General features: G+C 66.3%; 22 protein-coding genes and 1 tRNA gene. 9 read left to right on the top strand and 14 right to left on the bottom strand.

Translation table 11 applies throughout. The annotated features are described in order from the left end of the window. The first annotated feature begins 78 nt into the window (after positions 1-78). The 5 genes from proB to C5B85_RS02870 all read left to right on the top strand — a co-directional run bounded on the left by proB (position 79) and on the right by C5B85_RS02870 (position 6,398). Complete coding sequence (gene proB / locus C5B85_RS02850) at positions 79-1,224, top strand: glutamate 5-kinase (protein ID WP_104284530.1); 1,146 nt, start codon at positions 79-81, stop codon at positions 1,222-1,224. Between the two features lie 32 nt (positions 1,225-1,256). Continuing rightward, entirely contained in the window at positions 1,257-2,576 is a 1,320-nt protein-coding gene (locus C5B85_RS02855; RefSeq protein ID WP_104284531.1) for a glutamate-5-semialdehyde dehydrogenase, read from the top strand. A gap of 119 nt (positions 2,577-2,695) precedes the next feature. Further along, entirely contained in the window at positions 2,696-3,112 is a 417-nt protein-coding gene (locus C5B85_RS02860; protein WP_104284532.1) for a hypothetical protein, read from the top strand. A 52-nt stretch (positions 3,113-3,164) separates the two neighbouring features. Next, complete coding sequence (glgP, locus tag C5B85_RS02865) at positions 3,165-5,714, top strand: alpha-glucan family phosphorylase (protein WP_104284533.1); 2,550 nt, start codon at positions 3,165-3,167, stop codon at positions 5,712-5,714. Positions 5,715-5,891: 177 nt separating this feature from the next. Beyond that, positions 5,892-6,398, top strand: a complete 507-nt coding sequence (locus tag C5B85_RS02870; RefSeq protein WP_104284534.1) for a DUF3145 domain-containing protein — start codon at positions 5,892-5,894, stop codon at positions 6,396-6,398. A gap of 141 nt (positions 6,399-6,539) precedes the next feature. Here C5B85_RS02870 and fabF read toward each other — a convergent pair whose 3' ends face one another. The 6 genes from fabF to aceE form a co-directional block, all read right to left on the bottom strand. Further along, entirely contained in the window at positions 6,540-7,781 is a 1,242-nt protein-coding gene (fabF, locus tag C5B85_RS02875; protein WP_104284535.1) for a beta-ketoacyl-ACP synthase II, read from the bottom strand. Between the two features lie 90 nt (positions 7,782-7,871). Further along, positions 7,872-8,117 carry an acyl carrier protein gene (locus C5B85_RS02880; protein WP_068479114.1) on the bottom strand — a complete coding sequence of 82 codons (246 nt, stop codon included), beginning with the start codon at positions 8,115-8,117 and terminating at the stop codon, positions 7,872-7,874. A gap of 89 nt (positions 8,118-8,206) precedes the next feature. Continuing rightward, positions 8,207-9,217, bottom strand: coding sequence for a beta-ketoacyl-ACP synthase III (locus tag C5B85_RS02885; RefSeq protein ID WP_104284536.1), 1,011 nt, complete (start codon positions 9,215-9,217; stop codon positions 8,207-8,209). A 45-nt stretch (positions 9,218-9,262) separates the two neighbouring features. Then, positions 9,263-10,186 (bottom strand): ACP S-malonyltransferase, encoded by a 924-nt coding sequence (locus tag C5B85_RS02890; RefSeq protein WP_104284782.1) that lies wholly within the window; start codon positions 10,184-10,186, stop codon positions 9,263-9,265. Between the two features lie 78 nt (positions 10,187-10,264). After that, complete coding sequence (locus C5B85_RS02895) at positions 10,265-11,509, bottom strand: CdaR family transcriptional regulator (RefSeq protein ID WP_104284537.1); 1,245 nt, start codon at positions 11,507-11,509, stop codon at positions 10,265-10,267. 40 nt (positions 11,510-11,549) lie between these two features. Continuing rightward, complete coding sequence (aceE, locus tag C5B85_RS02900) at positions 11,550-14,294, bottom strand: pyruvate dehydrogenase (acetyl-transferring), homodimeric type (protein ID WP_104284783.1); 2,745 nt, start codon at positions 14,292-14,294, stop codon at positions 11,550-11,552. Positions 14,295-14,417: 123 nt separating this feature from the next. Here aceE and C5B85_RS02905 point away from each other — a divergent pair, with 123 nt between their 5' ends. From C5B85_RS02905 to C5B85_RS02915, 3 genes are all read left to right on the top strand, one after another. Continuing rightward, positions 14,418-14,957, top strand: coding sequence for a redoxin domain-containing protein (locus tag C5B85_RS02905; protein ID WP_146077820.1), 540 nt, complete (start codon positions 14,418-14,420; stop codon positions 14,955-14,957). Then, a tRNA-Val gene (locus C5B85_RS02910) sits at positions 14,948-15,023 on the top strand. Before C5B85_RS02905 ends, C5B85_RS02910 begins: the two co-directional genes overlap by 10 nt. 699 nt (positions 15,024-15,722) lie before the next feature. After that, positions 15,723-16,553 carry a hypothetical protein gene (locus tag C5B85_RS02915; protein ID WP_146077821.1) on the top strand — a complete coding sequence of 277 codons (831 nt, stop codon included), beginning with the start codon at positions 15,723-15,725 and terminating at the stop codon, positions 16,551-16,553. A 310-nt stretch (positions 16,554-16,863) separates the two neighbouring features. Here the strand turns inward: C5B85_RS02915 and C5B85_RS02920 are convergent, their stop codons facing one another. From C5B85_RS02920 to C5B85_RS02960, 8 genes are all read right to left on the bottom strand, one after another. Continuing rightward, a complete protein-coding gene (locus C5B85_RS02920) occupies positions 16,864-17,373 on the bottom strand; it encodes a DUF1990 family protein (protein WP_104284539.1) in 510 nt (169 codons plus the stop codon). After that, entirely contained in the window at positions 17,370-17,939 is a 570-nt protein-coding gene (locus C5B85_RS02925; protein ID WP_146077822.1) for a hypothetical protein, read from the bottom strand. The genes C5B85_RS02920 and C5B85_RS02925 overlap by 4 nt, the downstream gene beginning before the upstream one ends. Then, positions 17,923-18,522, bottom strand: a complete 600-nt coding sequence (locus tag C5B85_RS02930; protein WP_104284541.1) for a hypothetical protein — start codon at positions 18,520-18,522, stop codon at positions 17,923-17,925. The genes C5B85_RS02925 and C5B85_RS02930 overlap by 17 nt, the downstream gene beginning before the upstream one ends. Before the next feature lie 113 nt (positions 18,523-18,635). Further along, the gene (locus tag C5B85_RS02935) at positions 18,636-19,613 is read right to left on the bottom strand and encodes a zinc-binding dehydrogenase (RefSeq protein ID WP_104284542.1); all 978 of its coding nucleotides are present in this window, start codon (positions 19,611-19,613) and stop codon (positions 18,636-18,638) included. 2 nt (positions 19,614-19,615) lie between these two features. Continuing rightward, positions 19,616-20,038 carry an organic hydroperoxide resistance protein gene (locus C5B85_RS02940; protein ID WP_104284543.1) on the bottom strand — a complete coding sequence of 141 codons (423 nt, stop codon included), beginning with the start codon at positions 20,036-20,038 and terminating at the stop codon, positions 19,616-19,618. A gap of 2 nt (positions 20,039-20,040) precedes the next feature. Next, positions 20,041-20,499, bottom strand: coding sequence for a MarR family transcriptional regulator (locus tag C5B85_RS02945; protein WP_308471324.1), 459 nt, complete (start codon positions 20,497-20,499; stop codon positions 20,041-20,043). A gap of 47 nt (positions 20,500-20,546) precedes the next feature. Next, on the bottom strand, positions 20,547-21,209 hold the full coding sequence (locus tag C5B85_RS02950) for a hypothetical protein (protein WP_104284786.1): 663 nt from the start codon (positions 21,207-21,209) through the stop codon (positions 20,547-20,549). 573 nt (positions 21,210-21,782) lie between these two features. After that, positions 21,783-22,424, bottom strand: coding sequence for a Pr6Pr family membrane protein (locus tag C5B85_RS02960; protein ID WP_258070551.1), 642 nt, complete (start codon positions 22,422-22,424; stop codon positions 21,783-21,785). 64 nt (positions 22,425-22,488) lie between these two features. On the opposite strand from C5B85_RS02960, the gene C5B85_RS02965 reads away from it, so the two are divergent. Beyond that, positions 22,489-23,529 (top strand): sensor histidine kinase, encoded by a 1,041-nt coding sequence (locus tag C5B85_RS02965; RefSeq protein ID WP_104284545.1) that lies wholly within the window; start codon positions 22,489-22,491, stop codon positions 23,527-23,529. The last annotated feature ends 3 nt before the right edge of the window (positions 23,530-23,532 follow it).

Consider the following 23,532-nt stretch of genomic DNA (forward strand, 5'->3'; position numbering starts at 1 on the left):
GCGGCGCCGTCTTGCTGTCGGCGGCGCCGTCTTCGGACGCAATTCGGAAAGCGCCGAGGATCGAGAGAGAATAGGCGGATGCATCCGATCGCCGCCCGTGCTCAGCTCTCGACCGCCCACCGCATCGTGGTCAAGATCGGATCGTCGTCGCTGACCGGCGCCGACGGGCACCTGAACCTCGACGCGCTGCGCTTGCTGGTGCAGGTCATCGCCGATCGTCATGACCTGGGCCTGCAGACCCTGCTCGTGACCTCGGGCGCCGTCGCGGCGGGAATCGGCCCACTCGGTCTCCCATCGCGGCCACGCGACGTAGCCACCGCCCAGGCAGCCGCATCGGTGGGCCAGGGGATGCTTGTGGCCCGCTACGCCGAGGCGTTCGCCGATAGGGCGATCACCGTCGGGCAGATTCTCCTCACGGCCGAAGACACGGTGCGGCGCACGCGCTACAAGAACGCGCAGCGCTCGCTCGAGCGCCTGTTCCGACTCGGGGTCGTGCCGATCGTGAACGAGAACGACGCGGTCGTGACCGACGAGCTGCGGTTCGGTGACAACGACCGGCTCGCCGCGCTTGTCGCTCAGCTTGTCGGTGCCGACGCGCTTGTGCTGCTCACCGATGTCGACGGCCTCTACGACGGGCCGCCCAGCAGGGAAGGCACTCGACGGATCACCGAGGTCCTCGGTCCGAGCGACCTCGAGGGCATCGAGGTGTCCGGCAGGGGGAGCGACGTGGGCACCGGCGGTATGCTCACGAAGCTCGAATCGGTGTCGATCGCCACCGGGTCCGGTATCCCGGTCGTGCTGACCAAGGCGGATAACGCGCGCCCGGCGATCGCCGGCGAGCGAGTCGGCACGTGGTTCGCGCCGACTGGCAAGCGCTCGTCGCGCAAACGCCTCTGGATCGCCCACGCAGCGCGCGTGCAGGGCAAGGTTGTGCTCGACGACGGTGCAGTTGATGCGGTCCTCGGTGGTCGCGCGTCCCTGCTGGCGGCAGGGATCGTCGGCGTCGAAGGGGAGTTCGTGGCGGGGGACCCGGTCGAGCTCGTCTCGAAGAGCGGCACCGTGATCGCGCGCGGGCTCAGCGGCTTCGACTCCGCCGAGATCCCGGAGATGCTCGGCCAGTCGTCGAGCGCCCTCCGGGAGTCGCTCGGTTCCGGCTACGACCGCGAAGTCATCCACCGCGACGACCTCGTACTGGTGCGCCCGAAGGGCCTCCGCGTCAACTGAGCGAGGGTGCACCCCGCGTAGAATGCTCTGTCATGACGATCTTGCAGGGTGAGCGCGCGGAAACGGTCGACGAGGGCAACGCAGACGAGGCGGCGAGCAACGCCATCATCGGGCTCGCCGGGCGGGCTCGCGCGTCGTCGCGGGTGCTGGCACGGTCGACGCGCGCGCAGAAAGACGGTGCGCTCCTCGCGCTCGCAGACGCTCTCGTGGCCGCCACGCCGAAGATCCTCGCCGGAAACGCGCAGGACCTCGAGCGCGGGCGAGCCTCGGGCATGTCCGGCGGCCTGCTGGATCGACTTGCCCTCGACGAGACCCGCATTCGAGGCATCGCAGACTCGCTCCGCGAAGTCGCCGCGCTTCCCGACCCGGTCGGTGCCGTGGTTCGAGGTTCGACGCTCGCGAACGGGCTTCGCCTCCGACAGCTGCGGGTTCCGATGGGCGTCATCGGCGTCATCTACGAGGCGCGTCCGAACGTGACGGTCGACGTTGCCGGTCTTGCGCTGAAGAGCGGCAACGCCGTGCTCCTCCGCGGGGGATCCGCCGCAGAGTCCTCGAATGAGGCGATCATCGGGACGCTGCGCAGCGCCCTCGAGTCCTACGGGCTCCCGGCAGATCTTGTGCAGTCGATCGACGAATACGGCCGTGCCGGGGCTCGAGCGCTCATGCGCGCCCGCGGACACGTGGACCTCGTTGTGCCACGGGGCGGCGCCGGCCTGATCCAGACCGTCGTCCGCGAGTCCCGGGTTCCCGTGATCGAGACGGGTGTCGGCAACTGCCACGTCTTCGTCGATAGCACGGCCGAGCTCGACATGGCCCTTGACATCATCATCAACTCCAAGACGCACCGTGTCGGGGTCTGCAACGCCGCTGAGACGCTGCTGGTGCACGCGGACGCCGCCGACGCCTTCCTGCCGGTCGCGCTCTCAGAGCTCAGCAGCAGAGGTGTTCGGCTGCACGGTGATGACCGCACGCGTGCCGCCGCGCCGGACGGCATCGAGGTCCTTGAGGCGACGCACGAGGACTGGGCCACGGAGTACCTGGACTACGAGATCGCCGTGCGCGTCGTCGAGGACTTCGACCAGGCACTCGAGCACATCCGCGAGTTCTCCACCGGCCACACCGAGGCGATCGTCACGAGCTCGCTGCAGGCCGCCGAGCGGTTCACTGCTGAGGTTGACGCTGCCGCCGTGATCGTCAACGCCTCCACGCGCTTCACCGACGGGGGACAATTCGGACTCGGTGCCGAACTCGGCATCTCGACGCAGAAGCTGCACGCCCGCGGGCCAATGGGGCTCGAGGAGCTCACGACGACGAAGTGGGTTGTGACCGGCGACGGCCAGATCCGCGCCTGATCGACCGCATCGCCGTTCCTTCTCGGATCGGCGGGGCCGGTAGTCGAAGATCAGACCAGGTGATGACGCGCTCGGTCAGGCGTGCCACGTAGCCTTCTGGGAGACGAGAAGGGACGAACATGACGAGCACCCCACTGCCCATCGAGAACCAGCCGCACACCCTCGACCGAGTGTTCCTCGGTGAGCTCGAGGTGTCGCCTGAGCGCATAGCGGGCCCATACGGCTCGCTTCCGACGGCAGGCTCCACGGTCTTTGTCACGAACATGTCGCGCGTCGAACGGGCGATCCCGACCTGGGCCATCATCGTCGCTATTGCCGGCTTCTTCGTCCTGACGATCTTCAGCCTCCTCTTCCTGCTCGTCAAAGAGGACCGTGTCGTCGGCGGCTATGAGGTGCGGGTCTCGAATCCCACCGGAACGCTCACAAGCTTCGTGCCAGTGGATGCTCGCTCAGCGGCGTGGATCTGGCAGGACCTGCAGGGCCGGGCTGCCGCTGCTCGGGAAATCATCGCGACAGTCACTTCTTCCGTTCACTGACGTTCATCAGCGTGACGCAGCGGGGCCTCATTTGGGGGCTACGCTGTACGGCGTGAAGGCCTACGACTCGCTGTCCGTATCCACTGTCCTCCCCGCTGAGCTCGCTCCTCTGCGGACTCTCGCCAAGAACCTGCGATGGTCCTGGCGTCCGAGCGCCGAGCGCCTCTTCGCTGGAATCGACGAGCCCCTCTGGCGCGCCTGCGGCCGCAACCCGGTCGTGATGCTCCGGTCACTTTCGGCGACCCGGGTAGCAGAGCTCGCCGCCGACGGTGCGTTCCTGGCTCGACTTTCCGAGGAGACTGAGGACCTCTCGGCCTACCTCGAGAGCGAGCGCTGGTTCCACAAGCACACGAGGGGCACGGAAGACGAGGCCACGAGCGTCGCCTACTTCTCGATGGAGTTCGGCATCACGGAATCCTTGCCGGTCTACTCTGGCGGTCTCGGCGTGCTTGCCGGCGACCACCTGAAGAGTGCCAGTGATCTCGGAGCGCCGATCATCGGCATCGGGCTCCTGTATACCTACGGCTACTTCTCGCAGACGCTCTCGCGCGAGGGATGGCAGCAGGAGGCCTACACAGAGCACCCTCCGACGGATCTTGCCGTCGACCCGGTACTCGACGCCGATGGCACCCAGGTGCACGTCTCGCTCAGCTTCCCGGACGGACGTGCCCTGGACATAGCGCTGTGGGAAGCGCAGGTCGGCAGCGTCCCGCTGCTGCTGCTCGACACGAACCTGCCCTCGAACCCGGAGGACTTCCGGGCGATCACCGACCGCCTCTATGGGGGCGACGCTGAGCACCGCATCCGCCAGGAGCTGGTGCTCGGTGTCGGCGGGGTGCGGGCGGTGCAGGCCTACACAGTGCTCCGCGGTCGTGCGCAGCCGACGGTCTTCCATCTCAACGAGGGGCACGCCGGCTTCTCAGGGATCGAGCGCATCGGCCAGCTCATGGAGAGGGGTGAGAACTTCGAGACGGCCCTCGCGACAGTGCGATCGAGCACGGTCTTCACGACCCACACGCCCGTCCCCGCCGGCATCGACCGCTTCGACTCGCATGTCGTCCAGCGCTACCTGGGATCCTCCGGCGGCCACACGCTGGTCCCAGCCGTGCCCTCGCCCCGCATCATGGAACTCGGTGCAGAAGACGACCCGGGTCGCTTCAACATGGCGCACCTGGGCCTCAGGCTGGCGCAGTACGCCAACGGTGTCGCGAAGCTCCATGGAGTCGTGTCGCGAGGCATGTTCGCAAAGCTGTACCCGGGTGTGGAGGTCGACGAGGTCCCCATCGGCTCCATCACCAACGGTGTGCACATCCCGAGCTGGACGCGCCCGTCCATGATGCCGGTCATCGAGGCGATGAATGGTGGCCGTGACCTCGCCACCTCCACTACCTGGGACCACCCCGACGCGGTCGGTGCTGAAGAGCTCTGGCGCATCCGCGGCGAACTTCGGGCCGAACTCGTGAAGCGGGCGCGGGACTCCGTGCGCGCATCCTGGAAGGCACGCGGGGCGCAGGACGCGGAACTCGGCTGGATCCGTGACGTGCTCGATCCGGAGCGGCTCACGATCGGGTTCGCGCGACGCGTCTCGACCTATAAGCGCCTCACGCTCATGTTGCAGGACCGCGAGCGGCTTGCGCGCATTCTGAACAACCCAGAGCGCCCGGTGCAGTTCGTGATCGCCGGCAAGGCGCACCCGGCCGATATGGGCGGCAAGCAGCTCCTACAGCAGCTCGTGAACTTCGCGGACGAGGCCGGCGTGCGCGATCGCATCGTCTTCCTGCCCGACTACAACGTGACGATCGCCAAGCATCTCGTTGCCGGCAGCGACGTCTGGCTCAACAACCCCGTGCGCCCCCAGGAGGCTTCGGGAACGTCTGGCATGAAGGCCGTCATGAACGGCTGCCTGACGTTCTCGATCTCAGACGGTTGGTGGGACGAGATGGCCGATGATTCAGTCGGCTGGACGATCCCGGACGCACACGGAGTCGACGAGCGGACGCGTGACTCGCTTGAGGCAGGCGCCCTGTACGACATCCTCGAACACGAGATCGCCCCGCTCTTCTACGAGCGCGATGAGCGTGGCCTCCCGACCGAGTGGGTCGAGAAGGTCCGCCGGTCCATCGCCGTGGTGGGGCCCAAGGTTGCAGCCGAGCGCATGGTCCGCGACTACGTCGACGGGCTGTACCTGCCTGCTGGCCGTTCGGCGAGCGTTGCGGCGGATGCCGTGGCGACGCGCGAGTATGCCGTCTGGCTCGGCAACGTACGCGCGGCGTGGCCGAGCGTGCTGGTCGAGGACGTCGTCTCCGAGACCCGAGAGCCGAGGACCGGCGAGGGTCTGCGTCTGTCCGCACGTCTTGCTCTGGGGCAGCTGACGTCTGACGATGTGCTGGTCGAGGCTGTTGTCGGGGTTCCAGATGAAACGGGGGAGCTGCGTGACGCCCGCATCCTCCAGATGCACCCTGTCGTTGATGGTTCCTCGGAGTTTGTCGTCGAGGTGCTCGTCGACGCGCCAGGCCGCCTCGGCTACACCGTTCGGGTGCAACCTCGGCACGCCTTCCTGCAGGCACCCGCTGAGCTCGGACTGGTTCGCCTTCCATCCTGAGCGCCAAGACGTGGACGGCGGCGTCGAAAGTAATGACAGGCTTGTCATTCGACGTCGCCGTCGGGCATAATTCAAGAGACGACAGAAATGTCGACGTCTGGTAAACGATGCAGTTCGCATCCATTCATCACGTGATCGTTGGGGAAGACGAATCACCAAACGAATGGAGGAGAACTCATGGTTGCACCGAACGCAGGAGGGGTGCTCTACGTGCACTCCTCTCCTAAGGCGCTTTGCCAGCACGTCGAGTGGGGTGTCGGTCGCGCCCTTGGGTACGCGGTCAACCTTCCCTGGATTGACCAGCCGGTCATTCCTGGACAGTTGCGCGCTGAATTCACCTGGGAAGGCGAGCCTGGTGCGGGGGCGGCTATTGCGTCGCATCTGCGCGGGTGGGCTCACCTTCGCTTCGAAGTCACCGAGGACGCGCGTCCTGGCGTCGATGGCGGTCGTTGGATGCACACGCCTGAGCTTGGTATTTACTACGCCCAGACGGATGCCTCTGGCGGCGTCGCGGTTCCGGAAGAACGCATCCGGTACGCGATGGAGATCGCGGGAGGCAACGCCTCTGAGCTCCACCGCGAACTGCGCCTCGCGCTTGGGCAGGCCTGGGACGACGAGTTGGAGCCCTTCCGCATCGCCGGCGACGAGAGTCCCGTCGTGTGGATGCACCACCGAGTCGGCTAGGTCAGCCACGCTGAAGGTCTGCTCCAACGCAGACGGGAAGCGGTTCTCGACACTCCAAGGACTGTGGCCCCTCAGATTTTCACCTGAGGGGCCACAGTTCTCTGTCGATGCCGCGGATCGGCTGTCGAGGTGCTTCTGGTTTTAAACGCCTCGGAATGCGACGACGGCGTTGTGACCGCCGAAGCCGAACGAGGTCGAGATAGCGACCTTGCCTGACGCCTCGAACGGACGCGGTTCGGTGACCACGTCGAGGTGGATAGCGGGATCCTGCTCGTTGAGGTTGATGGTCGGAGGCAGCGTGCCCTCTGAGAGCGCAAGCACGGTGAACATCGCCTCGATGGCACCGGCACCGCCAAGCAGATGGCCCGTGGAGGCCTTCGTCGCGGAGACCGGGATGGAGGCGAGGTGCTCGCCGAAGACCGCCTTGAGCGCCGTGAACTCGGCGATATCGCCAACGGGTGTGGATGTGGCATGCGCGTTGATGTGCCTGACGTCCGCAACTTCGACGCCGGCCTGTCCGAGAGCAGCCCTGATGGCGCGCGCAGCTCCGGTGCCTTCTGGGTCCGGCGCCGTGATGTGGTGCGCATCCGCCGTGACGCCGCCGCCGATGAGCTCGGCGTAGATGCGCGCGCCGCGAGCGAGCGCGTGCTCTTCCGTCTCCAGCACGAGCGCCGCCGCGCCCTCGCCGAGCACGAATCCGTCGCGGCTCACATCGTAGGGGCGCGAGGCGTGCGAGGGGTCGTCGTTGCGCTTCGAGAGTGCCTGCATGGCAGCGAACGACGCAACGGGGAGGGGATGGATGGCGGCTTCGGAGCCGCCGGCGACGACGACGTCGGCGAGACCCTGCTGAAGATGCTCGTAGGCGTCCGCGATGGCCTCGGTGCTTGACGCGCAGGCTGAGACGACGGTGCGGACACCGGCGCGAGCCTGGATGTCCATGCCGATCGCGGCTCCGGGGCCGTTCGGCATGAGCATGGGGACCGTCAGCGGCATGACGCGGCGCGGTCCCTTCTCGCGGAGGGTGTCCCAGGCGTCGAGCAGCGTCCACACGCCGCCGATACCGGTGGCCCAGTCGACGAGGAGGCGCTCGGCGGGGATGTCGCCGACCTTCAGGCCTGCGTCGGCGAAGGCCTCGCGGCCGGCGATCAGCGCGAATTGGCTTGAGGGGTCGAGGCGCTTCGCCTCGTGGCGGGGGAGCACCTCGCTTGCCGGCACCTTTGCGGTTGCGGCGAATTCGATGGGGATCTCGTACTTCGCGACCCATTCGGCCTCGAGCGTCCGAGCTCCTGACTCACCCGCGAGGAGTGCTTCCCACGTGCTGCGGGCGTCTCCGCCGAGCGGGGAAGTCGCTCCGATTCCGGTGACGACAATTTTCTTGGTCATGACAACTGCTCCTGAATGAACTGGGGCGAAGGTGAAACAGTCACTAAGAGTGGGCGGCAGAAGCCGCCCACTCGAAGTGGAGGAGCGTACTTAGGACGCTGCGACGATGAAGTTGACGGCGTCGCCCACGGTCTTGAGGTTTGCGACCTCGTCGTCCGGGATCTTGACGTCGAACTTCTCTTCGGCGTTGACAACGATCGTCATCATGGAGATCGAGTCGATGTCGAGGTCGTCGGTGAAAGACTTCTCAACCGTGACCGTGTCAGCCGCGATTCCGGTCTCGTCGTTTACGAGCTCAGCGAGTCCCGCGAGAACTTCGTCGTTGGTAAGTGCCATGGTGTTTCTCCTTGATTGTCAATGACCGAGCCAAGTGTATTGGTCGGCGGGGGTGCGTGGTGGAGGCGTGCGGGGACTTCTTGTGCCGTTTACGGGAGCACGACGACCTGGGCGCCGTAGACGAGGCCTGCGCCGAAGCCGATTTGCAGGGCGAGGCCGCCTGAGAGCTCAGGGTTCTCTTCCAGCAGCCGGTGCGTCGCGAGCGGCACGGAGGCCGCCGAGGTGTTCCCGGTTGTCGCGATGTCGCGCGCGATGACGACGTGGTCGGGCAGTGCGAGCTGCTTCGCGAACTCGTCCACGATGCGCATGTTCGCCTGGTGCGGGATGAAGGCGGAGAGCTGTTCGGCGGTGACGCCGGCTTCTTCCAGTGCGCGCCGCGCGACCTTGGCCATGTCCCAGACTGCCCAGCGGAACACGCTCGGACCGTCCTGACGCAGTGTCGGCCATTCGGAGCCGCCTTGGCGGTACTCCTGCAGGCTCGCGTTCATGGAGACGGCTTCCCAGCGGGATCCGTCGGAGCCGAGGATCGACTTCGAGATGCCAGGCGTGTCGCTCGGCCCGATGATCGCTGCCCCTGCACCGTCGCCGAGGAGGAACGAGATCGTGCGGTCGGTCGGGTCGATGAGGTCGGAGAGCTTCTCTGTGCCGACGACCAGGACGTGCTCGGCCACACCAGTGCGAACCAGTGCATCCGCCTGCGCGACGGCGTAGCAGTAGCCAGCGCATGCTGCGTTGAGGTCGTACGCCGCTGCTGGCGTCGTTCCGACGAGGTCCGCGAGGCGTGCGGCGAGCGACGGGGTCTGCATCCCGTTGCTGATCGTCGCGACGATGACAGCCCCGATGCGGGTCGGGTCGATGCCGGAGCGCTCGATGGCCTCGCGAGAGGCGTCGACGGCGAGGTCGAGTGCGCTGGTGTCCTCATTCGCGCGGACACGCGTGATGACGCCGGTGCGCTGCCGAATCCACTCGTCTGACGAGTTGATCGGTTCGATGATCTCCGAGTTCGGCACGACACGCTCGCCGCGGGCTGCGCCCATGGCGAGGATGCGCGTGAACTGCGCGCCTGTCGACTGCACGAGGGTTGGTGTTGCTGTGGTCATGCGAGTCCTCTCGAGGATGCCCAGGGCAGTTCGGGCAGTTCTGGTTCAGGAGTCGGCGCTGATGCGCTCGCGCGCCACGTCGAGGTCTGCTGGGGTAGAGAGCGCAAGCGTCGGAGTGCCCTTGAGAGCACGCTTTGCGAGACCGCTGAGGGTGCCGGCTGGCGCGAGTTCGATGAGCGACGTGACGCCGGCAGCCGCGAATGATCGCATGCAGGCGTCCCAGCGCACCGGCTGCGCGAGCTGGCGGATGAGCGCCGCCCGGAACTCCGCGCCGTCGCTCACAATCTCACCGGTCTCGTTCGACCAGATCGTTCGAACGGGGTCGCGGACCTCGAAGAGCTCGGCGTCTGCGCTGAGCGCGGTGCGGGCCTGCTCCATGAAGCGCGTGTGGAACGCGCCGGCAACCTTGAGGGGGATCACGCGGGTTCCCGCGGCGGGCTCGCTGCGGAGCGCGGCGAGGGCATCCGGGGTCCCTGCCGCGACGATCTGTCCGCCGCCATTGAAGTTTGCCGGAGTGAGGTCGAGCTCGGCGAGTCGCGCGAGCACAACCTCTTCGTCACCACCGAGGACCGCACTCATGCTGGTCGGCGTCGCGGCCGCATCCTGAGCCATGAGCTGAGAGCGGCGGGCGACGAAGCGCATTGCTGTGTCGGCGTCGAAGATTCCCGCCGCGTAGGCGGCCGTGATCTCGCCGACGGAATGACCAGCCACTCCACGCACGGCGGATGCGGCGCCGGGAAGCTCCATGAGCGAGTTCCACGCGAGGATGCCGGCGGCGACGATGAGCGGCTGCGCGACAGCGGTGTCACGGATCGTGTCGGCGTCCGACTCGGTGCCGTGCTTGACGAGGTCGATGCCGGAGGAAGCGGACAGCTGCTCGAGCGTGTCCCGGTTTCTCGTGTCTTCGATCCACGGAAGCAGGAATCCTGGAGTCTGTGAACCCTGGCCTGGGCAGGTGACGACAATCATGGATTCCATCATGACAGCACCTGAGCCTTCAGCCCTGTAGCAACAGTCCCAAGAAGTCGAGAGATCATTAGAGGATTTCTAGTGCGAGGTGCGTCGGCCGCGTCGGGCCACGTTGCTCGCGGGAGCGGTTCCCGAGTGTCGACGCGGTTCTGGCTGCTTGGGTTCGGCGATGTTGCCGAGGATGAGCGCGCACTGCAGGATGAGCGCCTCGCGCGGCCCCGTGGCGTCCCACCCGATGACCTCGCTGACACGCTTGAGACGGTAGCGAACGGTGTTGGGATGCACGAAGAGCTCGCGTGCGGTCGCCTCGAGGGAGCGGCCGTTGTCGAGGTAGCACCAGAGCGTGGTCAGGAGGTCGCTCTGGTGATCGGCGAGTGGCCTGAAGACGCGCGCGACGAGGGTCTGTCGCGCAAGCGGGTCACCGGCGAGTGCTCGCTCAGGGAGGAGTTCGTCGGCGAGCATGGGGCGCTGCGCCTTGCGCCAGGCGCCCGCGACCGCGAAGCCCGCGAGTGCCGCGCGCGCGCTACGGGACGCTTCGACAACACTCGGCACGGGTGGGCCGAGCACAAGACGCCCGTCGCCGAAGCTTGGCTCCAGCCGTTCCGCGATCTCCATGAAGGGCACCTGCTCGGCTTCGTCGCCCTCCCCGTTGGGGTGGGCGCGGCCGATGACCAGCACGAGCCGGCCACCCTGCACGCCCACGAGCAGGTCGACCTTGTTGTGACGGGCTGTGCGGCGGATCTGATCGACCTCGAGGATCCTCGGGGTCGTTCCGACAAGCACACTGACCTCGCCGTGCCCGTGCCAGCCCAGGGCTGCGATGCGGCTCGGGAGCTCGTCGTCGTGCTCGCCCGTGAGGATCGAGTCGACAACAAGTGCCTCGAGGCGCGCATCCCAGAGCCCTCTTGCCTCCGCGGCGCGGGCGTAGACGTCCGCGGCCGCGAAGGCGATGTCGCGTGAGTACTTCAGCACCGCTTCGCGCACGTCGCCATCCGTCAGCTTGGTGCGCTCCTCAACAACTTCCACGACGACTCGGATGAGCTGCAGCGTCTGCTGCAGGCTCACCGATCGCAGGAGCTCGCGAGGGGCGGAATCGAAGACGTCCGCCGCAACCCACGGGGTGGCGGTGGGGTCTTCGAACCAGGCGATGAAGGAGGAGATGCCCGACTGGGCGACGAGGCCAACGGCGCTTCGTCGCCCAGGGGGCATGTCCCCGAACCAGGGAAGGGTCTCTTCCAATCGCTTCACTGTTGCGGTCGAGAGCTCTCCTGAGATCGACCGTAGCCAGTTGAGTGTCTGGTCCTTAGTGCGTGGAGCGGGCATGATTCCGAACTGTGAGTGGGCGAGCAGGGGAGAGGCGCTGTTACGCGTCTCCGCCCGCGCTGCCGCTCGTGCCCGCCTTCGGGTTGTGCAGGTCGTACTTGTCGATTGCCTCCTGCACGACCGAGCGGTCGAGCTTGCCCTGCGTCGCCAGGCGCTCGAGGGCGCGGACGACGACGGAGTGGCTGTCGATCAGGTAGTAGCGACGAGCTGCCGGACGCGTGTCGGAGATTCCGAAGTCGTCGGCACCGAGCGTCGTGAAGTCGTTCTTCACGAACGGGCGGATCTGGTCCTGCACGGCGTGCGAGAAGTCGCTCACCGCGATGACCGGACCTTCGGATGCCTGGAGCTTGTCTGTGACGAACGGAACCTTCGGCTCCTCGTTCGGGTGCGTCCAGTTGTACTCCTCGGCGCGGAGGCCGTCGCGACGGAGCTCGTTCCAAGACGTGACCGACCAGACCTCGGCGGCAACGCCCCAGTCTTTCTCGAGGATCTCCTGCGCTTCGAGAACCCACGGCACACCGACACCCGATGCGAGCAGCTGCACGCGCGGGCCGGATGCCTCGGTTCCCTTGAGGTAGTAGATGCCCTTGAGGATGCCCTCGACGTCGACGTTCTCCGGCTCGGCTGGCTGAACCATCGGCTCGTTGTACACCGTGAGGTAGTACATGACGTTCGGGTCCTGCTTCGGGTTCTCCGACTGGGAGTCCGGGCCGAACATCCGCTCGATACCAGCCTGCATGATGTGCGCAAGCTCGTACGAGTACGCGGGGTCGTAGGTGACGACTGCCGGGTTGGTTGCGGCGATGATCGGCGAGTGGCCGTCCATGTGCTGCAGTCCTTCGCCGGCGAGCGTCGTGCGTCCCGCAGTTGCGCCGATGAGGAAGCCACGCGAGAGCTGGTCAGCGGCTGCCCACATGGCATCAGCCGTGCGCTGGAAGCCGAACATCGAGTAGTACATGTAGATCGGGATCATGGCTTCGCCGTGCGTCGAGTACGACGTGGCTGCTGCCGTGAACGCGCCCATGGCGCCGGCCTCGTTGATGCCGACGTGGTTGATCTGGCCCTGTTCGCTCTCGCGGTAGGCGAGGAGCAGCTCCCGGTCGACCGACATGTAGTGCTGGCCGTTGGGGTTGTAGATCTTCGCGGTCGGGAAGAACGCGTCGACGCCGAACGTGCGGGCCTCGTCCGGGATGATCGGCACGATGCGTGCGCCGAAGTCCTTGGAGCGCATGAGGTCCTTGAGAAGGCGGACAAACGCCATCGTCGAAGCGATCTCCTGCGTTCCGGAGCCCTTCTTGATGGACGAGTACGTCTTGTCTTCCGGAACCGCGATCTGCGTGAACTTCGAGCGACGCTCCGGCACGAAACCACCGAGCTCGCGACGACGCTCCTGCATGTACTGGATGGCCTCGTTGTCGGGACCCGGGTTGTAGTACGGCGGCTGATAGACGTCAGCCTCGAGCGCTGCATCCGAGATCGGGATGTGCAGCTGGTCGCGGAACGCCTTCAGGTCGGGAAGCGTGAGCTTCTTCATCTGGTGCGTCGCGTTGCGGCCCTCGAAGTGCGGTCCGAGGCCGTAGCCCTTGATCGTGTGGGCGAGAATGACGGTCGGCTGGCCCTTGTGCTCGGTCGCCGCCTTGTACGCCGCGTAGACCTTGCGGTAGTCGTGGCCGCCTCGCTTGAGGCCCCAGATCTCGTCGTCGCTGTAGTTCTCGACGAGCTTGAGCGCCTCGGGGTTGCGTCCGAAGAAGTTCTCGCGGACGAATCCACCAGACTCCGTCTTGTAGGTCTGGAAGTCGCCGTCTGGCGTCTCGTTCATGAGCGTGCGGAGCGCGCCCTTGTCATCGCGCTCGAGCAGCGAGTCCCACTCGCGACCCCAGACGACCTTGATGACGTGCCAGCCTGCACCGCGGAAGAAGCTCTCGAGCTCCTGGATGATCTTGCCGTTTCCGCGCACCGGGCCGTCGAGGCGCTGCAGGTTGCAGTTCACGACGAAGGTGAGGTTGTCGAGGTTCTGGTTCGCTGCGACCTGGAGCTGGCCTCGCGACTCGACCTCATCCATCTCGCCGTCACCCAGGTACGCCCATACGTGCGAACCGGAGGCGTCCTTGATGCCGCGGTTGGTGAGGTACTTGTTGAACTGTGCCTGCCAGATCGCGTTGAGCGGCCCGATACCCATCGAGACCGTCGGGAACTGCCAGAAGTCCTTCATGAGGCGCGGGTGCGGGTACGAGGGCATGCCGAACGGGGCAGCGGACTGCTCCTGGCGGAAGCCGTCGAGCTGCTCAGAGGAGATCTGCCCCTGAAGGAAGGCGCGGGAGTAGTTGCCGGGGGAGGCGTGCCCCTGGAAGAAGACCTGGTCGGGTCCGTCCGCGTGGTCGTAGCCCTTGAAGAAGTGGTTCAGGCCCACTTCGTAGAGCGTCGCCTGGGAGGCGTAGGAGGAGATGTGGCCGCCGACGGCGACCCCTTCGCGCTGCGCGCGCTGCACCGTCATGGCCGCGTTCCAGCGGATCCACGAACGGTAGGTGCGCTCCAGCGACTCGTCACCGGGGAACTCTGGCTCGTCCTCGGGCGCAATCGAGTTCACGTAGTCGGTGGTTGGAACCATGGGAACGCCGAGGTGGCGCTCCCGAGACCGCTCAAGAAGGCTGAGCATGATGTCTCGTCCGCGCTGGTGTCCCTGCGCGTCTACGACCGCATCGAGCGATTCGCGCCATTCGGCGGTCTCCTCGGGGTCGCTGTCAACGTAATGCTCTGAGTACGGATCCTGGTTGTTAACAGCCACCGTCGACCTCATTTCGTTCCGGGTTCGTCACGTCTATGGCGCACGCCAGGTTATGACGCGCAGTCCATCCGCTAGCCTATCTATGGTTTGTGCGATGCACACGCAGGTTGGCGGGAATCCTTGTTGAACCGCGCACAACCGAACATCGTCGCCGGAGAGGGCCTGATCGTGAGCGAATTCGCGCCGCCTCTCGATTCGATTTCACTTGTCGATCATCACGGTGGGATGCGCGCTGTTGCGGGTCCGTCGCACATGGAGCGGCTTGTTGTGTTCGTTCCGATGGCGTTCACGCCCGTGTGCGCTGACGAGATTGGCACGCTCGCGGAGCTGGTTGTCGAGGCTCGCGAAACGGGTTCGGCTGATGTCTTCTCGAGAATCCCCGAGATTCTTGTGGTCTCGACCGACACCTCCGCGACGCTACGCGCCTGGCTGCACGAGCTCGGAGTCGCCTCCTCAGTCAGCGGATGCAGCGACTTCTGGCCGCACGGACATGCGGCTCGTGCATACGGGGCGTTCGACGAGGACGCCGGGACGGCGACAAGGAAATCGTTCCTCGTGCGACCCGACGGCTCCTATCGCCTCGTCGCATCCGCTCGGCCCGGCGAGGCGCGTGGTCGTTCGGAGCACGCGACCGCGCTACACTTGCTCGCCGAGGGCCTTTAGCTCAGCTGGTAGAGCGCCACGTTTACACCGTGGATGTCGTCGGTTCGATCCCGGCAGGGCCCACCACTCTCCACCCCTGGTCAGAGGCGCGTTCGCGCCGAGCGCCCGGATCCCGCGCGCTCTCCGTCGCAGTCAGCGATGCGGTGTTGCCAGTCGCGATTCTCGGTAGCTTTCGCTCGTTCCGGCGAGCCGACGCGTGTCGGCAATCGTCCGTAGGTAGTGGTCGCCCTGGGCCCCAAGCGACGACCGCGAGCTGGCACTCTTCGCCACTACGCCGGGTTCGCGCAGAGGAAGAGCAAGGGCGCCCACCTGGCAGCGAGGTCCACTGCCGTCCTCGACCCGGCTCTCCTCGTCAACCGACTCCGCATGCCGGGAGAGGACTCCAGCCCTGCTCCACACATGTGGGAAGTGTCGGCGGCGGACTATGTGTCGGGACTATTTAGGTGTGTCTTCGTCGTGATGTGACGGTTGAACAACCTGGTCTGTGTGACTGTTGTGTCCTAAGAATCTGAGCGATGGGCGCATGATTCGGTCAGACGACTCCCGTATTGGTGCGTCAGTTGGCGTGCCACGGGTCTACGTCGCTCATCTGAGTTTCTCTCCGATTACCAAGTGAACATGCGTGAAAAGAAGCTTGATTCGCGATGATTCTTCAACATCTTGTTCCGCCCATCGGATTCGGATCGTTCGGTTCTGACTTCACACGTGTCCCGCGGCTGCTTCGAACTGACGGAGCCAGGGCCTCGCCCCAGCCTGAGGAGATCTATGAAACAGCCACTATCGTCCGAGAATCAGAACAAGCCCACCAGGCGGACCTTGCTCCAGGGGGCTGCGTGGACCATGCCCGTTCTTGCCGCAGCAGTCGCTGCGCCGATGTCTGCGGCCAGCGGTGTCAGCATGCGCGGCGTCGTCGGTGGCGACATGTACCACCTGGGCATCTGGAACATGGCTGCGCAGATCCCTATCGACTCACCCTTCACCCTTACCTACTCGGGTTCAGAACCCAATCGTTCGCCAAGCGATTTCGGCGTCGATGCCGATCCGGCGTCTCGCTGGGTCGGCAACGACGTGACTACTTCATGGGTCGTGCCGGCGGATGCCGGCTACCGTCTGAGCAACATCGTTGTCGTCTTTCCCTGGTGCGGAAACTCGCCGACGACCACACCGGTTCGGGAAGCGTACGCCGCTCAGTGGTCCGATACTGCGGGACGCTGGCTCAATGGCGACCCACGTCTTCTTCCGAACCTTCAGCGTCCCCCGGAAGGCAACCCGGAGTACGCGACGACACTCGTGAATCCGGGGACCTGGACCGCCAGCAGGTCACGCCTCGCAAGGACGCCGTTCTCCACGCACCGCCCCCTGCTCGGAAGCAACGACTTCGTCTTCACGCGGAGCGACGGCGTCTCGACAACATCGACGACCAGCGACTCGGCCTCGATCTTCACCATCTCCGTTCCCATCGCCCAGCTGAACCCCGGCGAGGGGTTCACCGTGAACTACACGGCGCTCCGCGAGGTCGCGTTCATCAACGGGAACAGGTTCCACGGCTATGGGCTCCCGGCGTTCGTAATCGCGGATTACGAAGCGACCCCGTAACCGCCGAGAAGGCACAGGGGGCAGGGGAGGGTGACGGTCTCCGTGCGACCGGCCCCATGCCCACGCTGCGCGGAGGCCCCGCCCAGTGCTGATGGGTCGTGAGGACCATCACTCTGCCGTGCGGATTGGTCCGTGCGGATTCGTCCGAGGGGATCGCGACCAACGGATGGCGCATCGCCCGAGGCGAGGGAGCGACCGCGGGCCGGCGTCACCCGCGCGCGTCCCGGCCAGTCCACCAGGAGGAAGATGGCCAGGGGGACCGTGAAGTGCGTTGGCAGGAGTCGGGTCCAAGCGGAGTGCCCGCCAGCCCTCAGCTGGCCTCCGCCCCGCCCACAGTCAACGCCTCCAGGTACCGGCGCGTCATCCGCGTCTGCACGGAGCGTGCGAGAGGCCCGCCGAGGCGTGTGAACCAGCGCCCCGGCTTGGAGAACGCGACGATGCTGAAGATGACGTCGCCGGAGTCGGCGAGCACGAGCTGGAATCGTTCTTCGCGTCGCTCCGGATGCCCCGGCAGGGTTCCGTAGGCGAAGCCGCACGTAGTGGGCGTCCGTTCGGCCCACACGACGCGGCAAGGGATTCTGAACTTCAGCGGACCGACACGCATCTGCATGATCACGAGTGAGCCCTTGCTGAGCGGAACGTCAGACAGCTCGATGGAGGCGCCCGCGCGACTCTGCGCGCGCCCGGCCAGGAGGTCGTCGGCTGCTCGCTCGAACGTGTCGCGCCCTCGCCCGATCACCAGCGATTCGCGCACGTGACGATAGCCGTCAGGCAGCTCGCCGGACGTCCATCCGACCTCCGCGTAGGTGAGCTCGGTCATGTACTGCTGGCCAGGGCTCGCATCATGTCGACGAGCTCGCGCGACACGACTTGCAGCTGACTTCGGCTGCCGATGATCGGCCGCGGGTAGGGCATGCGCGGGTCGGGGTCAGCTTGGCCGTGCAGTTGCAGGATGCGCCGCGCGACGGAGTGCAGCAGCTCCGCATCGTGCACGGGGTCACCGGAACTGAAAAGCCGGAGACTGCACTCCATTGAGTTCAGCCCGCGCCCGAGTTGCACGGCCAGGGCGCACTCGTCAGTCCCGACACCGACCTTTGCAGTGAAGGACCTGTTGCGCCCGCTCGAGAACCAGGAACCTTTGGAAACCGAAGCCCCGGCATCCCGGAACGCGGCCATGAACTCCGAGAGTGACAGCGCAGCGTAACCCCCGCCGGGGGTTGCGAGGTCATCGTCGTCGAAACGCCGCCGGGACTCGGCTGACCAGTCACGCTTGGCATCGCACCAGCGGTACCAGGCGTCTCCGAGACCCAGTCGCGCCAGGTCTACGATGAGGCGAGAGCCGCCGGAGGCAATGGAATCCGGCATGAGCTCAGATGTCCGTCTCATCGATGGCTGCGGGCTCCTCGTTCTTGACCTCAGCGACCCAGGCGTCGAAGGGGTCCGGTTCGCGAGTCTCCCAGCGCGCGGGCGCGTCGACGCCGAACTCTGCTTCGAGCCAGGCCCTGAACGGGGCGAGCGCCGCCACGGACTCCTCGTCCTCTTCAGATGGTTCCTCCACGACCACGTAGTCGTTCAGCTCCAGGTAGCCGATGGCGAGCAGGCGCAGAAAGTCGACGGCATCGTCAGCGAGGTAGAGCCGCTCACCTTCTGAGCCGAGCACGACGAAGCGGATCGCGTCCGACGGATCCAGCCACAGCGCGGCGAAGCTGCCGCTCCCGTCTGTCTGTCCCAGCGGGAACAGGCGGTCGTAGCCGGGTTCGTCCGGCTCGAACCAGCCCGTCAGCGACTCGGTGGGGGAGAAGACGATACCGAGCTCGGCGGTGCCCGCGTACGGGGTGAGGAAGTACCCGTTGCGGTTCTCGAACCCCCAGCCCTGCGATTCCATCCACGACCAGGCCCGCTCGAGGGGTTCGGGGATGCTGATGTCGTCTGGGAGCTTCGGCGCCAGGAGGTTCGTGAGGTGTGACATGCGCCAAGCATGGTGCTCGGGGTTGAGTGGACCCAGGGAAAGAGACGCAGAACGCCCCTCCCTGATGAGCACGGGAGGGGCGTTGCATCCTGCGGGTTGTGCGACGGGACGGACTACGGGCGGAGGAGCACCTTGCCAACTCGACCGGCGGTCATGCTCGCCTCGACGGCGTTCGTGATCTGCTCGAACGGGAACACGCCGGCCACGGGAAGCGTCAGCTGGCCCGAGCCGAGGTGCTGGAGCAGCTCACCGAAGAGGCGCTGCTTGAGGCCGGCGTCGATGGACTGGCTGACCTTGCTGCCCCAGAAGCCGCGGACCGTCGCCTGCTTGAAGATGACGTCGCCGGACGACAGCTCGAGTGTCGGCGATGCCATCGCACCGAACACGACGAGCTCGCCGTTCTCCGCGAGGAGCGACAGCACTTCGCCAGCCGACTTGCCGCCGACGGATTCGATGCCGACCTTGATCGGCGCGCCACCGGTGATCGCCTTGACCTCATCGCGCCAGCCGTCGACGTTCGTCGCGACGATCCGCTCGATGCCCTGCTCGCGAAGCTCTTCGACTCCCTCGGCTCGGCGCACGAGGCCGACCACGTTGATGCCGCGGGCCGCTGCGATCTGCGCGATCATGCGGCCGACCGCGCCGTTCGCGGCGTTCTGCACGAGCCAGTCGCCGGACTCGAGGCCGAGCGACTCGAGCAGGCTGATGGCGCTGAACGGCATCGCCACGAGCTGCGCGGCCGATTCGTCCGGCAGGCTCTCCGGGACGGGGATGAGGCCGGCAGCTGGGGTCGTCACGTATTCGGCCCAGGCGCCGAACGATCCTCCGGTCGCGACCCGCTGGCCGACGCTCAGGCCCTCGACGTCGGCGCCGAGCGCATCCACCACTCCGACCGCCTCGGTGCCAGCTCGTGCGGGCAACTCCGGCTTGAAACCGTAGGTGCCGCGTACGGTCCACAAGTCGTGGTTGTGGATGGGGGAGAGCAGGATACGCAGGCGCACCTGGCCTGCACCGGGTTGCGGCAGCTCGTGCTCTTCGACCGTCAGGACGTCCTGTGGTTCGCCGAAAGTGGGGTGGGTGATGGTGCGCATGTTCAGTCCTCCGAGACCGTGATCGTGACGTCGATGTTGCCGCGGGTGGCGTTCGAGTAAGGGCAGACCTGGTGTGCGGCGTCTGCGAGTGCCTGAGCTTCGTCGTGCCCAAGGTTCGGGATGACGACCTCGAGGAGGACAGCGAGCTGGAAGCCGCCCTCGCCGTTCGGCCCGATCTGCACGCGCCCGCCGACACTGGAGTCGCCGACATCGACTTTCTGTGCCCGCGCCACGGCGTTGAGTGCCGAGTGGAAGCAGGCAGCGTAGCCAGCTGCGAAGAGCTGCTCGGGGTTTGCGCCTGCGCCGGACCCTCCCATCTCCTTCGGGATGGCCATCGTGAGGTCGAGAGTTCCGTCGCTCGTGACGACGCGACCGTCTCGTCCCTGGCCGGTCGAGAGAGCTTCCGCGGTGTAGAGAGCGTCCACAGCTAGTCCTTCTTTCCTTGTGCATCCGCCTGTGCGGCGGTGGCTTGCATGGTCTCGGTCAAGTGCTGGAGGGTGCGCAGCAGTGCGGCACCCGACTCCTCACCGTCGAGGCCGGTTCCCGCTGCGATGCGGGACGGGATGTGAGAGAGCTCAGTCCGGAGCGCGACGGCGCTCTCGGTGAGGGCGACATGGACGACCCTCTCGTCGCCCGTGCGGCGTTCGCGGACGATCAGGCCCGCTTCCTCCATGCGCTTCAGGAGCGGTGAGAGCGTGCCCGAATCGAGCTGCAGGAAGTCGCCAAGCGAGCGCACCGTCTGCTCGCCGTCGTTCCAGAGGACCACGAGAACGAGGTACTGCGGGTAGGTCAGGTCGAAAGGTTCGAGCAGCTTGCGGTAGGCCTGCGTCGTGGCTCGACTCGCCGCGTAGAGAGAGAAGCAGATCATGTCGTCGGTCACTGGCACAATCAAATACTTGCACACAATTCAGTTGTGCACAATTTAAATCGGTGTCAGTCGTCTCCATCGAAGAGTCCGCCGTCGAGGAGCCAGTTGTATCGAAGCCGGAGCGCGCGCTCGCTGCTCGCGACCAGGCTCGCGACGATCAGGGAGATGTTCAGCCACGAGGGCAGATGGATGGGTGACGTGAACGTGCCGACCCGCTCGGCCACCAGCGGGATGCTCGTTACCTGCTCGATGATCTGTGGAACGCCCAGCACAAGTGCGACCACGAGGACGCTGACGGAGGCTACGCCGATGAGGCGGCTCAGCCCTGGCCGCGTGCGATGGAGGCGGGCCCGGCGCCCCTCGGCGGACGCGGAGTCAGGGACGAGTTGCTGTTCACGCCCATCGGCGGAGACGAAGTGGCATCGCTTGAGCCCGTAGCCGCTGTTGACCACATCGAAGCGACCGCCAGGGACCTCGAAGATCGCCGGCAGCTTCGACTGCGCCACATGCCGACCGTCCCGGTAGAGACCGGCGACGATCTCGCCGTCAGAGTCACCCCAGAGCTTCACATCTACCGACCAGAGGTGCTGGAGTCCGTCGTTCTCGACGAGGCGCAGATGGAAAAGAGCCCTCGAGAACGGCTGCCACCACCGGTAGCGTTTCAGTTCGTGGCCGTCGCCCGGCTTCACTCGTCGGGCGGCTCGCTTGCGCTTCCAGTCGGAGAACATCGTCGACACGCTAACAATCGGCCCTGCGTAGCGCTCCAGAACGTGACCTGAACGTAGCCGTGCATCGGGTGTGCAACGGATAGATTTGGGGAACCCCGACCACGTAGGAGCGCCCGTGACTCGCCCGTCGCCCAAGAAGCGTCACAGCGCCAGTAAGAGCAACGCGAGGCGCGCCGCGACGCGATCGAGTTCATCGAGTGCGCGGACACGGCCCGCTCGGCGGGCAACCGCGTCGGCCCCGGCCGGACGCCGGACCGCCGCGAAGAGGCCAGGTCGGACGGCTGCTCCGAGGCGTGCGCCTGACTGGTGGACGCAGGCGAAGCCGGTGACGTCATCGCTTCGCTATCCGCGACTCGCAGCGGCAGGGTTCCTTCTTGCCGTGTCGCTCGTGACGCTCGCTGCCACGCTCGGCATTCTGTGGCTCTTTGTCCCCGAGGTTGCTGCGCGGATTGTTGAACAGGTGGTCGTGATCGTTCAGCAGGTTGCCGATCTCACTCGGGCCTTTGCCTCGCGCCTCGGACCAGGACACTAACTCGACCGAGGCCGGAACGGATGGATGAGACCCGTGAGATCTCAGGCCAGCATGTACCCGCGGAACCGGCTCGCGCCCCACACGAGTGACGCCGCCGCGAGGAGCGCGGCGAGCAGGCCGAGCACGTGGAGCGAGAGCGAGAGCGCCCCGTTCTCTGGCAGCAGGAAGCCGTACGGCACCCAGCCATCCGTCGCACCTCGAGCCAGCACCACGAGCATCCACAACAGCGGATACGGGAGGACCAGCCACAGCCGGCGCCACGCGAGCGGTCGCCGGTCTCCCACGAGAAGCCAGTCGAGGACGACGTAGGCGGGGAAGACGACGTGCAGGATCGCACTCACCCAGGGCGGCGCGGAGCCGGTGCCTGGCACAAGCGTATTGTAGATGACACCGACGATGATCATGCAGCTCGTGGCGACGCCACGCAGGACCGGGAGCCAGGCGGGTGCCGCGCGAGCACGAAGGGCGAAGGCACCGGATGCGATGAGGAGCACGCTCGTGATGAGGCTCGTCTGGTTCGTGAAGTAGCCGAAGAAATCGAAGGGGTTGCCGTCGCCGACGCCGACTCGTCCCGTATAGGTGACCCCGAGCAGCACGATGATGGTGAGCCCGATTCCGACGCGCAGCGCACCAACTGTTCTGCCAGCCAGTGCAGTTGTCCGCTTCCTCGTCACGTCCATCATCTGCGTCAGCCTAGGGCCGCGAGGCTGGCACCCGACTGCGACCGGCACTCCTAGGATCGAGACCGTGACCGACGACTCCCTCCTTCGCGACCGCGCGCTCTCCTCGACCGAGTCCGGCCTGGCCGACGCCCTCGACGAGGTGGTCGAGGCAACCAGTGCGCTGCTGCTCGAACGCGGCGATGCCGCCATGGTCGATAGCGAACTCGACCCCGTCTTCCGTGCGCACGTTGTGGAGATCCTCACCGAGGCCTGGACCAGGCTCGCGGGCCTTCGCGACTATGGTCACCTGCAAGCACCGGCTGCACTCGATCTGGGACTCATGCGGGCGACGGCGGAGGTGCTCCTCGCGCAGGGGCTGCATCCAGCTCAACCCCTCGTCTCAGCCAACGTGCTCTTCGAAGTCGCACTTCCCGCGTTTGCCACTCGCATGCCCGTGCCGACCGTGATTGTCGCGCAGGTCCTGCATGCGAGCGTCTTCGGCAGGTTCGTCCCTGGCGCGCTTGCGTACGCGGAGACGCTGCGCACACAGCTCGATGGCGTGGAGCGCGTTGCCGAGCTTCGACTCGCGCGGCGGCTCCGGGAGGCGGTCCTGCCCGAACTGACCGGAGAGCAGTCGGCGAGCGCCGCGGCGCTGGTTCGCGCACTCAGCTGGGATCTGGGGCAGCCGGCCCCTTCCGGCTTCCCCGAATCGCTGCTCGAATACGCCGGATGCACGCAGCAGGCTCTGACCCCTGTCGAAGTCACGGAGATCGGCGCCAGGGGGCAGGTCTCGCCGGCCGCGGCAGAGGCGCTCCACGCGCTCGCCATCGAAGCCATCCGGAATGCTCGCCGGCACGCCTTCGCGAGCCGGATCGACGTGGTCCTCCTCTGGCGACCTTCGACGCTCGTGCTCACCATCACGGACGACGGGCAGGGAGCCCCCGCTCCGCTCGAGGAGCTCGCATCGGGAAGCTACGGCATCTCCTCCATGCGCCAGCGGGCGGCCCTTGTGCACGCGCGCATTCGCTTCGAGACGAACAAGACCGGGACGACCGTGACGGTCACCTGCCCCACGGCCCGCGACGAGTGCCTGACGGCCGACACAGGCGAAGACGCCCGAGCCTGAGAC

It is taken from the genome of Pseudoclavibacter sp. AY1F1 (assembly GCF_002931075.1).
Taxonomy (GTDB): Bacteria; Actinomycetota; Actinomycetes; order Actinomycetales; family Microbacteriaceae; genus Pseudoclavibacter.

What these genes read in the sequence shown, in the direction of transcription:
- proB (WP_104284530.1), top strand. Translation starts at nt 79, where the DNA reads ATGCATCCGATCGCCGCCCGTGCTCAGCTCTCGACCGCCCACCGCATC.
- C5B85_RS02855 (WP_104284531.1), top strand. Translation starts at nt 1,257, where the DNA reads ATGACGATCTTGCAGGGTGAGCGCGCGGAAACGGTCGACGAGGGCAAC.
- C5B85_RS02860 (WP_104284532.1), top strand. Translation starts at nt 2,696, where the DNA reads ATGACGAGCACCCCACTGCCCATCGAGAACCAGCCGCACACCCTCGAC.
- C5B85_RS02870 (WP_104284534.1), top strand. Translation starts at nt 5,892, where the DNA reads ATGGTTGCACCGAACGCAGGAGGGGTGCTCTACGTGCACTCCTCTCCT.
- fabF (WP_104284535.1), bottom strand. Translation starts at nt 7,781, where the DNA reads ATGACCAAGAAAATTGTCGTCACCGGAATCGGAGCGACTTCCCCGCTC.
- C5B85_RS02880 (WP_068479114.1), bottom strand. Translation starts at nt 8,117, where the DNA reads ATGGCACTTACCAACGACGAAGTTCTCGCGGGACTCGCTGAGCTCGTA.
- C5B85_RS02885 (WP_104284536.1), bottom strand. Translation starts at nt 9,217, where the DNA reads ATGACCACAGCAACACCAACCCTCGTGCAGTCGACAGGCGCGCAGTTC.
- C5B85_RS02890 (WP_104284782.1), bottom strand. Translation starts at nt 10,186, where the DNA reads ATGATTGTCGTCACCTGCCCAGGCCAGGGTTCACAGACTCCAGGATTC.
- C5B85_RS02895 (WP_104284537.1), bottom strand. Translation starts at nt 11,509, where the DNA reads ATGCCCGCTCCACGCACTAAGGACCAGACACTCAACTGGCTACGGTCG.
- C5B85_RS02915 (WP_146077821.1), top strand. Translation starts at nt 15,723, where the DNA reads ATGAAACAGCCACTATCGTCCGAGAATCAGAACAAGCCCACCAGGCGG.
- C5B85_RS02920 (WP_104284539.1), bottom strand. Translation starts at nt 17,373, where the DNA reads ATGACCGAGCTCACCTACGCGGAGGTCGGATGGACGTCCGGCGAGCTG.
- C5B85_RS02925 (WP_146077822.1), bottom strand. Translation starts at nt 17,939, where the DNA reads ATGAGACGGACATCTGAGCTCATGCCGGATTCCATTGCCTCCGGCGGC.
- C5B85_RS02930 (WP_104284541.1), bottom strand. Translation starts at nt 18,522, where the DNA reads ATGTCACACCTCACGAACCTCCTGGCGCCGAAGCTCCCAGACGACATC.
- C5B85_RS02935 (WP_104284542.1), bottom strand. Translation starts at nt 19,613, where the DNA reads ATGCGCACCATCACCCACCCCACTTTCGGCGAACCACAGGACGTCCTG.
- C5B85_RS02950 (WP_104284786.1), bottom strand. Translation starts at nt 21,209, where the DNA reads ATGTTCTCCGACTGGAAGCGCAAGCGAGCCGCCCGACGAGTGAAGCCG.
- C5B85_RS02960 (WP_258070551.1), bottom strand. Translation starts at nt 22,424, where the DNA reads ATGATGGACGTGACGAGGAAGCGGACAACTGCACTGGCTGGCAGAACA.